Below are 16817 nucleotides of genomic sequence, written 5' to 3' on the forward strand. Positions count from 1 at the left end.
AAAAGATATTTTTAAACAAATTTTAATAAAAATTATTTATTTTCTGGAAATGATATTTCCTCAAATAAAGAAAAATCAGGCAAAAAATTAAAATAAGAAACACCAGTACTACCCAATCTATTTTTTTTAATTAAAAATTCAGTATAATTATTCCCTGATTCCTGTTTTTTATAATACGCTTCTCTATATAAAAATGCAACAATATCTGCATCCTGTTCAATTGATCCTGATTCTCTTAAATCAGATAACATTGGTCTTTTATCTTCCCTTTTTTCTACATTTCTTGATAGTTGCGATAATGCTATGATAGGTACCTGTAATTCTTTAGCCAGACTTTTTAATCCTTTAGATATTTCTCCAATAATTATATTTCTATTATCAGGTCTGATTGATTTAGGAGGAGATATTAATTGTAAATAATCTATAAAAATAACATCAAGACCATATTTCATTTTAATTCTTCTTGATCTTTGTTGTATATCAAAAAGAGTTAAGTTTGAGGAATCATCAAAAATTAAAGTTTTTTCATAAAAGTTAGAAATTTCATTAATTAAATCAGAAAGTTTTGGATAGGAGATATTTCCTTTCCTTATATCATCAAATCTTATTTTTGTTTGCATGGAAATAATTTTATATCCTAAAGATGCTGCAGGCATTTCTATAGAGAAAAAAGCAACTTTATAGTTAAATTTAAATGCCATATTTGCTGCTAAATTAAGTGCAAAAGTTGTTTTTCCCATAGATGGTCTTGCTGCAATTATAATAAGGTCTCCTTTTTCAAATCCAGATGTTAAATCATCAAGATTTTTATATCCTGTTTGAAGACCAATATATTTAATATCATTTTTAATTCTATCAGTTATATCATCAATTATATCAATTAAAAGGTTTTTTAAAATTTGATAATTTTCTTTACTATTTACATCTGTAATTTTAAGTAATTTGCTTTCAATTAATTCAATAATATCTTTAAATTGAAGTGAATTATCAATTGAATAGCTTATGATCTCATTAGCAAACTTAATTAAATTTCTTCTTAAAGATTTTTCTTTGACTATTTCTAAATAAATTTCAAAATTTTCAGTTGTTGGAACAGAATCAACAATTTCATTGATATAATTAATTCCCCCAATTTTTTCAAGCAAATTATTTTCTTTTAAGTATTGGGTAACAGTTAAAATATCAACAGGTTTATTGAGTTGATAAACATTTTTTATTGCTGTGAAAATAAGTTTATGAGGAGGAAAATAAAAATCCTCCTCATTTAAAATATTTATAGCTTCAAGTAGTGAATCAGCATCCTGTAATAAACAACCAAGACTGGTTTTTTCTGCATCTTCAGAAAAAGGGGGTAATTTATTCATATTATACTTCTAAATATTAATTATTTTCTTCTTTTTTAGTATACCTTCTTTTTCTATGATATGGTTTATTTTCTTTTTCTTTCTTTTCTTCAACAATACCTTCTACTTTAAATTTAATGTTTGCATTAACACCTTCAAGTATTTTGATAGTTGCAATATATTCACCTACTTCTTTAATATGAGGAACTTTAATATATTTTTTATCTACATCTTCAAATCCAAGTTTATGTAGTTCTTCAGCAATATCATTGTTAGTAATTGAACCAAATAATCTTCCTTTTTCTCCAACTTTAGCTGAAACTTTTATGTTCAATTCTTCTAACATTGCCTTTTTTTCAGAAGCAGTAGCAAGCCTTTTCTTTCTGGATTCTTCAAGTTGTTTAATTTTTTTCTCAAGATTTTTGAGATTAGATTTAGTAGCTTCAATTGCAAATCCAAATGGAACTAAATAATTTCTGGCGTATCCTGGTTTAACATTTTTAATCTCACCTTCAAGCCCTAAATTTTCTACATCTTTTAACAATATTATTTGCATAATATCCTCCTAAATAACAAATAACTTCATATTTTTTTTATATTAAATGAATGGTCTATAATTCCTAAAATAAAAAGAATTATAATTAGTGATGGAATTAAATAGTAACTATAAATTACAATAACTAAAGATAGTATAATTATAAAAAATGTGTTTAAAAACAATTTGTTAAATACGGACTTCTTTAAAAAATAGGATAAAAAAGAATATCCATATATTACATAAATCATTACAAAACTAAAAACAATATTATAAGTAATAATCATAATTATATTATTATTTATTTTTAAAATAAACTGAAAAAGAATAAGAATATAGAGTAAAAGAACAGTTAAATATAATATAAATTTATTCAATTTAATTTGGCTAATCTCTTCCAATATTGTGAATGATGAGTTTCTATTCAAATAGAAAGAAAAATGCTGTTCAATTAAAAATGATAAAAGAAAAGATATAGGAATAAATAGTCTTGGTAATATTGTTTTTAAAACAAAATCTATTTTTTTTGCAATACTATTAAATTCACTAAAATCTTTAAAAAATTCTATTGTTTTTGAAAATGTAATAAAAGAAAATCCTGTTTTTGTTTCATAATAAATAAATAGTGAAAATATAATTACATATGGTAACGACACTAAAATTAGTTTAATTAAAAAGTTTTTATTTGATTTAAAAATATAAAAACTGTAAATGGCAATCAAAGATACAAGAATGATATAAGTAAAAAGGTTAATCAATAATTCAAAAGCGTTTCCTTTAATATTGTAGGGTGCTTTAATTGTTTCAATAATGAACACAATTAAAAATACAATACCAATATATGAAAGATGATAAAAAACACCTTTTATATAACCAAGATTAAAGATCAACATTAAAATTGGTGCTATTGCTAAAGGTGGAAATATGAAAAACAATAGTAAAGAAACGAGAGAATATTGAAAAATTTGTTTCCTTGTATCCTGAATAGCCATAATATTATATTGCTTTTTTATATGGTAATAATGCAGCCTGTCTGGCTCTCTTAATGGCTTTAGAAAGCATTCTCTGATGTTTTGCACATGTACCTGTTATTCTTCTTGGTAATATTTTACCTACAGGCATAATGTATCTTTGTAAAAGATTAACATCTTTATAATCAATATACTCTACCCCTTCTTTACAAAATCTACAAACTTTCTTTTTAAATAAATATTTTCTTTTTTTATTTTCTTTCATGTTGTTTTGTGTATTCATATCTGACATAAAATACTCCTTTTATATACATTTTTTTTAAATGTAAGAATTGTTATTAGAATAAAAAATCAATTTTTAAAAAAATAGACTAACTAAAATAAATTTTAAGTTTTCAAAACAAAAAGTAAATCTAAAAGTTGTTTTCATCTTCATCAAAATTGGGATCACCAATTTGATCTTGGTAAAAATTAGTGTCCTGAACATCTTCTTGATCAGCAATTTCAATTTCATCAGCAATATCTTTCTTATTATTAAATGAAGAAGAGTTATTTGTAGTAGAAAAATCGTTATATTTAGGGTTTATTAAAACAATTTTCTCTACATTAATAAGAATTCTGCTTTGTTTACTATTGTCCTGAGAGTTAGTCCATCGTTTTTGTTTTAATGAACCTTCAACTATTAATGGTGAACCTTTTGTTAATTTATTTGAAAAATATGAGGTAGATTTTCCCCATAATTGACAATCAAAAAAATTAGTATTTTCACCGTCTTTTGATCCACTATTTGCTATTGTAAAAGTTAAAAGGTCATAACTGTTACCATCAGCTGTGTTAATTTTTTTTAGTTCTGGGTCTTTAACCAATCTCCCAGAAATAAAAATTTTATTAATATCAAATCCCATTGCTCTTTCCCTTAAAATTAATTATTTTCTGATTCAGGGTTCTTACGAGCATCAGTAGAATCAGAATTATCTGATTGTGAATATTGAGAGTTATATCTTTCCATTTTTCTTTTTCTAGCATCAAATTTAGCTTTTTTGTATTTTTCTTCTTTTTCTTTTAATCGTTTTAATTTTTCTTCATCATATTTTAAAATCATTGTTCTTAAAATATATTGTTTTCTTTTTAAAAGGATTAAAAGATTGTCAATTGAAGAATTTTCAGAAGAAGAGATAATAGGAACCCAATAATAACCTTCAGTTTCTTTTCTAATTGGGTAAGCTAAAGTTCTTTTTCCAAGTTCATTGTCTTTGTAAATTTCAAATTTGTTATTAGATAAGATCTGGGTAACCTCATCTTTTAAAGTTTTAACATCCACTGAATCTTTTAAAGAAAAAATGGTTAGTAACTCATACTTGTTTGTTTTACTCATTGTTCCTCCTTTGGTCTAATGATCCCCTACCTCTAAAGGAGATAGAAGGTGTAAAAGAAATATATTTATAAAAATTAATATGTCAACATAAAGAAAATAATAATAAGAGAAAATATGAAATAATATAATAAAATATTAATTAAAAATCAAAATTTTAATTTAATATCTGTTTTTTGTAAATTTTTCCAATTCTTTTCTAGTTAAAGAAAAGTCATTAATTAAATTGTTAATTCTTTCAGCTATTTCATTTAAGTTATTAATTAAATCAAAATATCCAATAACATTATTATTTATATAATTGATTTGAGACATTATTTCATCAGAACTTGTATTAACACTATCAAAAATTTCTGAAAAACTTGAGATTGTATTTTCAAGGTCTGTAAATTTTGTATTTAATTTATTTATATAAGATAGAATATTTTTAACTTCAGCATTTGTTTCAGATAGCAAGGCATAAATTTTGTCAGTTGTTGATGAGGTTTTTTCTGAAAGTTTTCTGATTTCTGAAGCAACAATAGCAAATCCTTTTCCAGCTTCACCAGCTCTTGCTGCTTCAATAGAAGCATTTAATGCTAACATATTTGTTTGATCCGATATATCTTCAATTAAAGAAATAGATTCTTCCATTGTATTTGTAGTTTGTTTGAATTTGTTGATAACTTCAGTGGAAAGAAAAATTATATCTTTAGAATTTTCAATATCATCAAAGATTAATGAGACCTGGTTTTTTAAAGATTCAAAGTTTATTTTTAATACCTGTATTTTTTGACTAAAATTATCAAGGATCCCTTTAGTCTCTTTAAACTGATTATAAAGACTCGAAGAATTATTGCTAATTTCTTTTGCAATAGATTCATTATCTTTTGATTTTTCAATTAGAAAAAATGAAGATGACTTTAATTTGTTAAGAAGAGAAGTGACAATGTTTCTCTCTTTTTCAATATTTTTATTTCGTTTTTCTAATTCAATTGAAAATTTGTTTAATTGATATAAGGATACAATAATTCCATAAGTTAATAAAAGGTAAAGGAATAATCCAGGGTATTGCATTTTATATAATATTAAGACAAATAGATAGGCATAATAAAAAGTTACAATATCTATTACTGTGTTAACAAGAAAAGATTTATTTAATAGAATTGGGATAAAGTAACCTTCAATTCCCAATGATAAAAATATAAAAATAGAGTTTAAGATTGATATGGTTAAAAAAATTATGAAAAGATATCCGATATTTAGAAAATCAATAGTTTTATAATCTATCCCATAATAGTTAATTGCAAAATAAAAAAAGAAAGTAAGAAATATAAATGTGGTTGTGTTAATTAAATAACTGGAAAAAGAATTTATAATAGAAGTAGTTTCTGGAGAAACTTTTTTTCTAGAATTATAATTACGGATAGTTAAAATAAGAAACAGAATTAGAATTATACCTGAGGTGACAAAAGGACCATAAAGTAGGGTAAATAAAATTGGCGTTGCAAAAACAAAAGAAAATACCTCAAGAGAAGTAATTCTAAATTCAAAAAAAGAAAATATAAAAAAATTAACAAATAAAATTAATAATGTTGTATCTGTTTTTATTGTAAGATCTAAAGGGATAAATGATTTAATAAAAATCAAGTATCCTAAAATACCTAAAATTAAAATAGAAAAAAATATTCTGAAAATAATTCCAGAATTATGAGAATTTCTGTATTTTTTATAAGCAACTTCAAAAACATGTTTTTCCCAATGTTCAAAAGTATTAAAATCATTTTTATTATTAATAATCTCTTTTACTTTTTTCCAGAATGGATTATTAACATTTTTAATAGAGACAAAATTTTTCAAAATTTTGTATTTTTTTTTCTGAATCTCACTAATTTTTAAATTAGAATCTACAGTTAATCTTTTATTACTCATAAAAAGTCCTGTTAAAGTTTTGAAGTTGAAATCTTTAAAATTTCATATTTTTTATTTTTATAATACAAAACAATTATAATAAAAATTATAAGTTTAATGCTTTTTTTAGTTCTTCTATTTTATCGGTTTTTTCCCAGGAAAATTTATTTCTACCAAAATGACCATATGATGCTGTTTCTCTATAAATAGGGTTTAATAATTGTAGATGGTCTATAATTCCATGTGGAGTTAAAGGGAATATTTCAGGAATTACTTTTTCAACTTTAGATTCTTCTATTTTACCAGTATTAAAGAAATTTAAATTAATAGAAATAGGTTCAGATATCCCAATTGCATAAGCTAATTCAATTTCACATCTTCTTGCAATTTTTGCAGCTACAATATTTTTTGCAATATATCTTGCCATATATGCTGCTGATCTATCAACTTTAGTTGGATCCTTTCCTGAAAAGCAACCACCTCCAACTCTTCCCATTCCACCATAAGTATCTACTACAATTTTTCTTCCTGTTAAACCTGTATCTCCCTGTGGTCCACCAATTACAAATCTACCAGTTGGATTAATATAATAAATAGTATTTTCATCTAAAAGATTGGAAGGTAGAGCAGGAAATATAATTTTTTCTTTAATTTCTTTTATAAATTCAGGATCACGGGAATTTATCTTTTCATCATGTTGTTGAGATAATACTACAGTATGTATTCTATATGGTTTGTCATCTTTATATTCAACTGTAACCTGACATTTCCCATCAGGTCTTAAATAATGTAAAATCCCTTTTTTTCTTACTTCTGCTGATTTTAACATGATTTGATGAGCAAATTGAATTGGAGCGGGCATTAATTCAGGAGTTTCATCACATGCATAACCAAACATCATTCCCTGGTCACCTGCACCAATATCTTTATGATGTCTTTGATCAGGATTAACACCTAAAGCAATATCAGATGATTGTTGATTAATATTTATAATAATTCCACATGATTCATAATCTAATCCAAAATCAGGATCTGTATATCCAATGCTTTTAATAACACCTCTAGCAACTTTCTGTATATCAATGTAACCTTCTTTTAAAGTCATTTCACCACCAATAAATATAACACCATTAGAAGCCATAGTTTCAATAGCCACTCTTGAATTTTTTTGAAGTTTTATTGCTTCATCTAAAATAGCATCAGATATTTGATCACAAACTTTATCAGGGTGACCTTCTCCTACTGATTCAGAAGTGAAAAGGTAATTCTTTTCCATAAATTTATCCTCCCTTGACTTTAATTAATTTTAATTTAATTTAAAATAAAAAATTATTTAGTCAAACATTATTAATTAAGCAATTTCATGCATTTTTTTAAAATATAATTAAAAATTTGAATAAAAGAAAATAAATAAGGTAAAGTATTATTTATGGTTAAAAAAAGTTAATCAAAAATACTAAAAATAGTTTTACTTTATAATCTTTTAAAATTATTTTTTTATGATATACTTATTTTATATATCTCATAATATTAAGGTAATTAAATATCAAATAAAACAATATAGTATTTATAAAATTAGATGGTATAAAGTAAATATAAAATCAAATTACAAAAAAATAGATTAATATTTAATTAAAATGAAATGAAAATATTTAAAATTGGAGATAAGAGTGGAATTTTATTTTAAATCTTTATATGATGTTTATCATGATTCTTTTGAGTTAGGGAAAAAATTATATATTAGTGGATTTAGACCAAACCATGCAATTTCTCTATGGAGAGGTGGGACTATTGTTGGATTAGGATTAAATGAATTTTTTAGAATGCATGGATTATTTATTAACCATACCTCCATCTCAACTTCTTCTTATGGCGATGATTTTCAACAAAAGGAGATTATTGTAAAAGGGATGGAACATGTTATAAAAGTGGTTGTGCCAGAAGACAAATTACTTATAATTGATGATATTTTTGATTCTGGAAATACTGTAAGAAAAATTATTGAAATATTGAAAACAAAAGCTAGAAAAAATATGCCAAAAGAAATAGTTGTTGCTACACTTGAAAGGAAACCAGAAAACAACAAATATTTCCCAAAATTAATATATTTGAGAGATCTTAAAAAAGATATCTGGGTTAATTATCCTCATGAGGTATCTGATTTATTTAATATAAACGGTGTAAATTATTTGCAGAAAAAGGATAAAATTGCATTTGACATACTAGAACAAAAAAACTTTGAAATAAAAAATGTGAATTATGATTCTACTTATTATTGGAGTAATCCTGAAGATATTTTTTATAACTCTTTAAAGTTAGCTGTTAATATTTATTATTCTGATTTCGAACCGGATTATTTAATTGCATTATGGCCAGGTGGTGTCCTAGCAGGGGTTTATTTCCATGAAGCCTTTAAATATTTAAATAAAAAAAACAATAATAAAAAGAAAAATCCAGACCATATTGCTATTAATACAACTTCTTCTCATTTGTCATATAAAAGTAATATTATTGGGTTACCTTATTTATTCGATAATATTAATTATGAAGATAAAATTTTATTAATCGATACTGTTTATAGATCTGGTGTTCATATTAATTCTGTTATTGATAAACTAAAAGAAGGGCTTAGAAGAAATTTAAACCACAAAAATATAAGAATTGCTACTTTATATTTTAATCCAGAAGCAAAATATACCTGGACAACAAAACCTTATTATGATTCCCCCCATTATTATATACAAAAAGTTAATACTGAAATAATTTATCCCCATGCAGTACATAGATTAAGAAATCCACAAAAAGAAGTTAATAAAAGGGATAAAAAACTTTATAATATATTATGGGGATTTAAAGATTTCTAAATTTTATTTATTATCTTATCAGAATTGTTGTATTGCCTGTTTAAATATCGTTTCCCATTATAAAAGATTGTAAAATATTTTTTATCAAAATATTCCATTAAATCTATTGCCAGTTCTCTTGGGATATTTAAAAGTGATTTGATATCTTTAATAGTAAAGAAAGAATCATGAAAATTATCTATAATCAGCTGTTTAATTTCATTAATTTTTAAAGTAGTTAAATAAATTTTATGTTTTTTTATTTCATCTATCTTATTTATATCTTCAAGGTAATTGATAAGATTGATTATAGCTTTTTGGTTAATTTTGTATTTTATTGAAAACTCATCTATATCTAATTTTTGAATTTTTGAAAAAATAGATAATAGTTCAACTTTGATTTTTTCTAAATTTTCATTTAATAAAACAATGCGCCCTTTTTTAAAAAAGCATTTTCCATTATAGTCATATAAATTATTATATTTTTCCATTAATTGAAAAACTTTGTCAGTACTTAGTTTTAATTTTAAAGATAATTCCTCTGGAGTTATGCCAAATCGCAATGGATGTTTTTCATAAAATTCTGAAAATATTTTTTCTATTTTCTTTATTGGCATATTGAAAAAATATATAAAATGTAAATAATGTAAAGTGTTTAAACAATAATTAACAAGATTAAAAAATATTAAACAATATTTATTTTTATTCAACATCCTGCCTAATATTATTAGAAATGTAAAAAATGATTTCAAAATTTGTAATATTTACCAAGAAATTTTACATAAAAATAATAAAATGCTTCTGAATAATTATAAAAATCTTTTTCATTTAAAAAATTTAAAAAATTGATTATATCAAAATATGTTATAGAAATATAGTGTTTCCCAATCTTTTCTAAAAAAATTTTATTAAGTTTTATAATCGTTGTTTTTCTATTGTTTGATAAATTTAATTTATTTAAAAAATTGAGGAAAGATATTAATGTTAAGCTGTCCATAAACAACCTCCTTTATTATTTATGGACAACTTTTTGTACAAAAAAGATTCAAAAATTAATTAGTATTTAAAATTTTTTCAAGATCTTCTTTTGAAAAATATTCTATAATTATTTTACCTTTATTAAGATTACCTTTAATTTCAACTTTAGTGTTGAATTTGTAAGTTAATTTTTGTTCAATATCGTAGAGGAAAGGAGATTTTTCATTTTTCTTTTTCTTTAAAGAAGCTGGTTTTTTTAAAGTTCTTATTTTCTTTTCTAAATCTCTAACTGAAAGTTTTTTTTCTAAAATTTCATTAACAAGTTCTTTTTGTATTTCTTTGTCATCAACTTGTAATAATGCTACAGCATGTCCTTTGGAAATCTTGTTTTCAATAACCAATTCTTTTATATTAAAATCAAGTTTTAATAATCTTAAAGAATTAGTAATATAAACTCTGCTTTTGCCAACCCTTTTAGAAAGTTCTTCATGTGTAATATTAAATTTTTCAATTAGTAAGTTAAAAGCGTTTGCTTCATCAATTGGATTAAGGTTTTCTCTCTGGATATTTTCGATTAAAGCTAATTCAAGTATCTTTGCATTTTCTATATCTCTTACAATTGCTGGTATTTTTTTTAGTCCAGCCAGTTTCGATGCAAGATATCTTCTTTCCCCTGCAACAATTAAGTATTTACCATTATCTAGTTTGTTAACTATAATTGGTTGAATCAAACCATTAGATTTGATTGATTGTGCAAGTGCTTCAATCTCTTCATTATTTATATGTTTTCGTGGTTGTTCAGGATTTCTTTCAATTTGAGATATATCAATATATAAAACATTTTCTTTTATCTCTTCAGGGTTTACATCCATATCAAGAGAATTAAATAGTGCATCCAATCCTTTTCCTAAAGCTTTTTTTCCCATATTATACTCCAAGCATTTCTTTTGCTAATTTTAAATATGAAATAGCTCCTGTTGATTTTGAATCATATAAATAGCAAGGTTTTCCATAAGAAGGAGCTTCAGATAAAGCTATATTTCGTGGTATTATGCTTTTATATACATAATCTTTGAAATATTTTTTAACTTCATCAACAACCTGTTTTGATAGATTTGTTCTAGGATCATGCATGGTTAATACAACACCTTTTAGTTTTAATCCTGGATTAAATTTATTTTGTACAATTTTTATGGTTTTTAATAATTGAGTTAACCCTTCTAATGCATAATATTCACATTGAACAGGGATCAGAAATGAATCAGAAGCAGAAAGTGCATTAATAGTTAAAATACCTAAAGAGGGAGGTGTGTCAATTAAAATGAAATCATATTTGTCTTTAATATTTTTAAGGTTTTCTTTTAATTTAAATTCTCTTTTTTTTGTGTTTAAAAGTGAAACAGATACTCCAGCAAGATGAATGTTAGAGGGGACAATATCAATATTTTTAGAAGCTTCCAATGGGTAAATTGCCTTTTCAATTGGACAATCACCCAACAAAACATTATAAATTGTAAAATCTGTATCTTTAACACTAAACCCAAATCCAGAAGTAGCATTAGATTGTGGATCTAAATCTATAATTAAAACTTTTACTTTATAATGGGATAGGGAATATGCTAAATTTACTACAGTTGTAGTTTTTCCTACACCACCTTTTTGATTTGCTATTGTTATGATTTCTCCCATAATAACTCCAAGATATTTCTTTCAAAAATAAAACCTGTTATCTGGTATAAATTTGCTTTTCTAATATTTAACCCTATTTTTATATTTTTTACAACATTAAATTCATCTAAAATTTTATTTTTCTTCCCTTTATAAAAATAAAGGTAAGTTTTATCATTATATAAATGCTTCGTTTTTTTAATAAAAGAGAAAATATCAGAAAAACCTCTTGAAATAAGAATATCAAATTTCCCTTTAACTTCTTTAACATTTTTGTTTATTATTGCAGGTTTAATATTAAGGGAAGATGAGATGACATTTAAAAAATTGGACTTTTTACTATTTGATTCAATCAAGGTTAAATTTAAATCAGGAGAAAATAGTTTTAATATCATTCCTGGAAATCCAGGACCTGTGCCAATATCTGCGATCTTAAATTTCAAAATATCATCACCAAACTTTTTTTTTAATAGAACCAATCCTGATAAAGAATCTAAGTAATGTTTTATGTAAATATCTTCGTGATTTAATATAGAAGTTAAATTGAATCGAGAGTTGTATTCAATTAATAATTCAGTATATTTGTTTAACAGGATAAGTTTTTCATGATTTATAAGTGATTCTATATCTTTTTTGTTAATAAAATTTTCTACTATATTCAAAATAACACCTCTAAGATTTAAATAAATGTTACACGTGTAACATTTATTTTTTTTATTGTTTTTTATATTTTTTTGCAATGAAATTAATGATGCTTAAAACATCTGTTGGTTTTATTCCGATTATTTTTTCAAGTTCATAAATTGATTTCGGTCTTATTTTATTTAACCTCTCAATAGTTTCAATAGAAAGATTTCCAATGTCTTTATAGTTAATATTATCAGGGATTAAATATTTTTTATATTTTAAAGAATTTTTTATCATAGATTTTTCTTTATCAATATATCCTTTGTATTTAGTTTCTATAAATATTGATTCAATAAGATCCTGGTGTAATTCTGGAAATTTTTCTTTTAGATCATCTATTGTATATTCATTTCGTTTAATTAATAAATCGATGGAAGTGTTTTTATTGTTTTTATCTTTAACTTTGATTTCGTTTATCTTTTCAATATAAATATTAAATTTTTGTTTCATATCTTCAATGTATTTAATATAATCTTCAGATAATAATCCAAAGTTTTTTGCATAGTGGGATAATCGAAAATATGTATTGTCAAATCTTAAGTTTAATCTATATTCTGCTCTTGAAGTAAACATTCTATAAGGTTCATCAACACCTTTTGTTGTTAAATCATCTATCATAACTCCGATATAAGATTCTTCTCTTTTAATAATAAATGGTTCTTTTCTATCAACTTTTAATGCTGCATTAATTCCTGCAATTAATCCTTGACCTGCAGCTTCTTCATAACCAGAAGTTCCATTTATTTGCCCTGCAAAAAATAGATTTTCAATATGTTTAGCTTCAAGGTTTTTATTTAATTGTGTTGGATTTATTGCATCGTATTCTATTGCATAAGCAGGTTTAATTATTTCAATACTTTCCAGTCCTTCTACAGATCTATAAAGGTCAGGTTGTAAAGTTTCTGTTAGAGAAGTTGAAAACCCATTTAAATAATAAAGATTAGTATCTAACCCTTCAGGTTCAACAAAAATTAAATGATAATTTTTATCTTTGAATTTTATAACTTTATCTTCAAATGAAGGACAGTATCTTGGGCCAATTCCAGATATTTTTCCAGAATACAATGGAAGATTGTTTATGTTGGTTAAAATCATTTTATGAGTATTTTTATTGGTTCTTGCAATGTAACAGGGTAATTGAGGAAGTGTTTTTATATTTTTAATTATTGAATTTAAAGAAAAAAATTTACCTATAGGGTCTCCATTTTGAATTTCAAGTTTTGAAAAATCAATTGATCTTTTATTAACTCTTGCTGGTGTTCCAGTTTTAAATCTGAATAATTCAAATCCATTGTTTTTTAAAGATTCAGATAAAATTGTTGAAGGTTTTTCCCCTATACGTCCACCAGAACCAATATAATCTCCAATATAAATTTTTCCTCTTAAAAATGTTCCAGTTGTTAAAATTACAGCTTGAGCATAGATATCTAATTGTCTTTCAGTTTTAACACCAATAACTTTATTGTTTTTAACAATAAGATTTTGAACAGTATCTTGATAAACGAAAATATTTTCAGTATTAGTTAATTCAAATTTCATCATTTCTGAATATTTAAATTTATCAGATTGAACTCGTAAAGCCTGCACAGCAGGACCTTTCTTAGTGTTTAACATTCTGAATTGAATAGCAGTTTTATCAGCTATTTTAGGCATCAACCCTTCAAAAGCGTCAATTTCTTTGACTATATTACCTTTTGATATTCCACCAATTGAAGGATTACAGGACATTTGAGCAATTGTGTCATAATTCATTGTAATAAGAAGCACTTTTTTTCCCATTTTTGCGCTACTATAAGCTGCTTCTATTCCAGCATGTCCAGCTCCTACTACTATAATATCAAAATCCATTTCGTTCCTCTTATTTCTTGTTTTAATTATTAGCTTACTTTTATAAAAAAAATATTTAATAAAATTATATAAAATTAAATATTTTTGGTTTAATTGTTATAAATCATTTATTTAAATTAATACTAAAAAATATATCTATTTTTTATTTTGTTTAAGTTCAGAAATCTTTTTTTTCATCTCTTCATTTTCTAATTTTAGATCATTATAAAGTTTTTCGATATCCCATTCACTATTATTTTGAGTTAAAACACAAAATAAAGGTCTTTCAATATTTTTAGGAAAATAGGTAAGAGTTTGCTTTATTTCAATATCATTAAAGTTTAAAAACATTAAAATTTTTTTTCTATCAGAATCAAATTCCTGTTTAAGATTTTCATTACTGATTATCTCTTTTATTTTTAATTTTTGATTATTATAACCAGAATAAATTAAAAGATTATTAATACTTAATTTATTTTTTATTGTATCACAAATAGCATCTTTTTCCTCATTGTTATACCCATTTAATAGAATTCCTTTTGAATCTGACATAATTACTCCTTTTTTTACATTTAAAATTTTTGTTCAATTAAATAATTAATATTAAAATATTCATGGTTGCTTTAGTAAAAATTTAATATATTTTTGAAAAAATACATTAAAATATAATGGAATTAGATAAATTTATCAAATGATTTTATTGTTTTTTTTAAAACTTTAAGGATTTTTTTAGAAAGATTAAGCATTGTAGTGTAAAACATAATATTTTCTATAATGATCTCTTCTTTAGTTTTGTTATTTTTAAAATCATGCTGTATTTGTTTAAAAAGTTTTTGAGAAGCAAGATTAATAATATGTAAACCTAAATTATATTCTTTTATCTTTTTTTCAAAAAGTTCAAGATTATATAGAAAATTATCAATATTTAAATTTTTTTTATTAAATTCTTCAAGCTGTAAAGAAAGATTTCTAGCAGACATAAAAATATTGGAAAGTTCCTCTAATTCTCGATTTAAATTTAAAAAATATTTTTTTAAAGAATTAAGTTTGTCCTTTTTAATTTCAACATTAACATCAAGGTCTTTAATAAATTTTCTTTTCTTTTCAATTTGTTTTTTTATTTTATCCTTATTATTAATTTGAGTTAATATATTATTAAAATTTTTAAATTTAAAATTATCAACTTTTAAAATTCTATCGGTAAGAAAAAAAGTATTAGAGTCTATTTCAGACGAAAACCAGTCAGCGAACATTTTAAATTTGAGATCTGATCTAACAACTCTATTGGCAAGATCATATGTAAGGTAAGTAGTCCCATTTAAAATTGGTGTAAGAAATAATTTCTCATAAGGTAATAAATAATTTTGGAAATAATAAAAAAGATCTTCATATAAAGCATTTTTTGAATGATTTTGGTTATAGGAATAGCAAAGATCAAGACCCAGAAAAAAAATATTGTCAGGATTCATCATTTTAGCAAAGTCATAAGCAGAAGATGTTACTGTTCCACCAGATAAAATTTCAAATTTTGGGTATGTTAATTCATCAATTTTTTGTATAAAGTCAAAAAATATTGAAGAAAATACTATTTTCCCTGAATATTTTTCAAGTAATATAGGATTTACAGTTGGAACAGTTAATAATATTGAAGAAGAATGATTGGTAGTTAAAATGTAAGCTGAATTAATGCTCTGTGAATCAAATGAAACAATAAAATCTGGAACTATTTTGTTTTTTAATAAAGGGCGTAATGCTGTATCTACTGCAATTATTAATGTATATGGATATATCTTTTTTATATTTTCTATGTTGTAATATAGTGATGGTCCACCACCTATTACCAGTATATTTAATCCTTTTGCAAAATTGAAAAATAGTTTTACTCCTTTATTAAAAATATATTTTTCTAAATTTATCAAACTATTTTTTATCCATTGATATCCAAATTTTGAAATGGTTTGAGAATTTATTTTTTTTTGATTCAGCATAGAATCAAAAATAGTGTTAACTTTATCAAAATATTGTAAAATGTTTCTATTAGACTGGATTTTATACACTTCATCTCGTTCAATAGCAAATAGTGTTTGTTTTAATATCTCTTTATCTGGATTAATTAAAAATATTATGTTTTTATTATTATAGTTATCCTTTATTTTTGTAATGAATTCAGATTTATTGTTGTATGTAATATCTATATTTTCAGGAAAGTATTTTTGCAAAATTTTTAAAATTTTATCAGAAAATTCTATTATTAAAAAATCTTTATAATTTTCAATTTCTAATAGTTTTTTAATATAAAAAAGATTATTTATTTGAAAAAAAACAATCAAATTGTTATTCAGGTTCGAAATTTGTTGTTTTAATCTGTTTGCTTCTTTTTCAGGATCATATTTAGATGACAAAAATTTATTTTTAAAAGATTTGAGTGGAAGAAAATGGTTTTCAAGATTTACAAATTTTTCTTCTTTTAAAAAGATTGAAAGAGAATTATCAATGTTAGATTTTTCAAATTCTTGATAAAAAATATATATTTTATTATTTATATTTTTATTATTCATATTCATGCCTATTTTTTTCAGGTTTTATTTAAATTTCTTAAAACAAGATTTTTATCATTTTTTTTATTTGTTTTTTGTCAAAATAATCTTACCACATATATTTAAGGATAATTAGGAATTAGAAAATAATATTTTTTTTCAAATA

At 23.5% G+C, this 16817-nt stretch carries 17 protein-coding genes; 1 reads left to right on the forward strand and 16 read right to left on the reverse strand.

The genetic code is table 11. The features are described from left to right. Window positions 1–32: 32 nt before the first annotated feature. The 8 genes from dnaB to metK form a co-directional block, all read right to left on the reverse strand. Window positions 33–1364 (reverse strand): replicative DNA helicase, encoded by a 1332-nt coding sequence (gene dnaB, locus ACZ5EC_RS09960; RefSeq protein ID WP_464302333.1) that lies wholly within the window; start codon window positions 1362–1364, stop codon window positions 33–35. 16 nt (window positions 1365–1380) lie between these two features. Beyond that, window positions 1381–1899, reverse strand: coding sequence for a 50S ribosomal protein L9 (rplI, locus tag ACZ5EC_RS09965; RefSeq protein ID WP_464302334.1), 519 nt, complete (start codon window positions 1897–1899; stop codon window positions 1381–1383). A gap of 26 nt (window positions 1900–1925) precedes the next feature. Further along, the gene (locus tag ACZ5EC_RS09970; RefSeq protein WP_464302335.1) at window positions 1926–2870 is read right to left on the reverse strand and encodes a hypothetical protein; all 945 of its coding nucleotides are present in this window, start codon (window positions 2868–2870) and stop codon (window positions 1926–1928) included. Between the two features lie 4 nt (window positions 2871–2874). Further along, entirely contained in the window at window positions 2875–3141 is a 267-nt protein-coding gene (rpsR, locus tag ACZ5EC_RS09975; protein WP_464302336.1) for a 30S ribosomal protein S18, read from the reverse strand. A 121-nt stretch (window positions 3142–3262) separates the two neighbouring features. After that, window positions 3263–3754: a single-stranded DNA-binding protein gene (locus ACZ5EC_RS09980; protein ID WP_464302337.1), complete on the reverse strand. Its 492-nt coding sequence runs from the start codon at window positions 3752–3754 to the stop codon at window positions 3263–3265. Between the two features lie 17 nt (window positions 3755–3771). Further along, window positions 3772–4224, reverse strand: a complete 453-nt coding sequence (gene rpsF, locus ACZ5EC_RS09985) for a 30S ribosomal protein S6 (RefSeq protein ID WP_464302338.1) — start codon at window positions 4222–4224, stop codon at window positions 3772–3774. Between the two features lie 159 nt (window positions 4225–4383). Next, window positions 4384–6132, reverse strand: a complete 1749-nt coding sequence (locus tag ACZ5EC_RS09990) for a methyl-accepting chemotaxis protein (RefSeq protein WP_464302339.1) — start codon at window positions 6130–6132, stop codon at window positions 4384–4386. 85 nt (window positions 6133–6217) lie between these two features. Then, on the reverse strand, window positions 6218–7387 hold the full coding sequence (gene metK / locus ACZ5EC_RS09995; RefSeq protein WP_464302340.1) for a methionine adenosyltransferase: 1170 nt from the start codon (window positions 7385–7387) through the stop codon (window positions 6218–6220). A gap of 394 nt (window positions 7388–7781) precedes the next feature. On the opposite strand from metK, the gene ACZ5EC_RS10000 reads away from it, so the two are divergent. Then, complete coding sequence (locus ACZ5EC_RS10000) at window positions 7782–8975, forward strand: hypothetical protein (protein WP_464302341.1); 1194 nt, start codon at window positions 7782–7784, stop codon at window positions 8973–8975. Here ACZ5EC_RS10000 and ACZ5EC_RS10005 read toward each other — a convergent pair. The 8 genes from ACZ5EC_RS10005 to ACZ5EC_RS10040 all read right to left on the reverse strand — a co-directional run bounded on the left by ACZ5EC_RS10005 (window position 8972) and on the right by ACZ5EC_RS10040 (window position 16672). Beyond that, entirely contained in the window at window positions 8972–9571 is a 600-nt protein-coding gene (locus ACZ5EC_RS10005) for a SelB domain-containing protein (RefSeq protein WP_464302342.1), read from the reverse strand. The two genes, ACZ5EC_RS10000 and ACZ5EC_RS10005, sit on opposite strands and share 4 nt — an antisense overlap. Window positions 9572–9702: 131 nt before the next feature. Then, entirely contained in the window at window positions 9703–9951 is a 249-nt protein-coding gene (locus tag ACZ5EC_RS10010) for a hypothetical protein (protein ID WP_464302343.1), read from the reverse strand. 55 nt (window positions 9952–10006) lie between these two features. After that, the gene (locus tag ACZ5EC_RS10015) at window positions 10007–10858 is read right to left on the reverse strand and encodes a ParB/RepB/Spo0J family partition protein (RefSeq protein WP_464302344.1); all 852 of its coding nucleotides are present in this window, start codon (window positions 10856–10858) and stop codon (window positions 10007–10009) included. A 1-nt stretch (window position 10859) separates the two neighbouring features. Further along, entirely contained in the window at window positions 10860–11621 is a 762-nt protein-coding gene (locus tag ACZ5EC_RS10020) for a ParA family protein (RefSeq protein ID WP_464302345.1), read from the reverse strand. Further along, on the reverse strand, window positions 11606–12262 hold the full coding sequence (gene rsmG / locus ACZ5EC_RS10025) for a 16S rRNA (guanine(527)-N(7))-methyltransferase RsmG (protein WP_464302346.1): 657 nt from the start codon (window positions 12260–12262) through the stop codon (window positions 11606–11608). Before rsmG ends, ACZ5EC_RS10020 begins: the two co-directional genes overlap by 16 nt. 52 nt (window positions 12263–12314) lie before the next feature. Next, a complete protein-coding gene (mnmG, locus tag ACZ5EC_RS10030) occupies window positions 12315–14135 on the reverse strand; it encodes a tRNA uridine-5-carboxymethylaminomethyl(34) synthesis enzyme MnmG (protein WP_464302347.1) in 1821 nt (606 codons plus the stop codon). 135 nt (window positions 14136–14270) lie between these two features. After that, on the reverse strand, window positions 14271–14666 hold the full coding sequence (locus ACZ5EC_RS10035; RefSeq protein WP_464302348.1) for a DUF3783 domain-containing protein: 396 nt from the start codon (window positions 14664–14666) through the stop codon (window positions 14271–14273). Window positions 14667–14788: 122 nt separating this feature from the next. Beyond that, window positions 14789–16672: a motility associated factor glycosyltransferase family protein gene (locus ACZ5EC_RS10040; RefSeq protein WP_464302349.1), complete on the reverse strand. Its 1884-nt coding sequence runs from the start codon at window positions 16670–16672 to the stop codon at window positions 14789–14791. Window positions 16673–16817 lie beyond the last annotated feature (145 nt).

The sequence above is a fragment of the Exilispira thermophila genome (genome assembly GCF_055389015.1).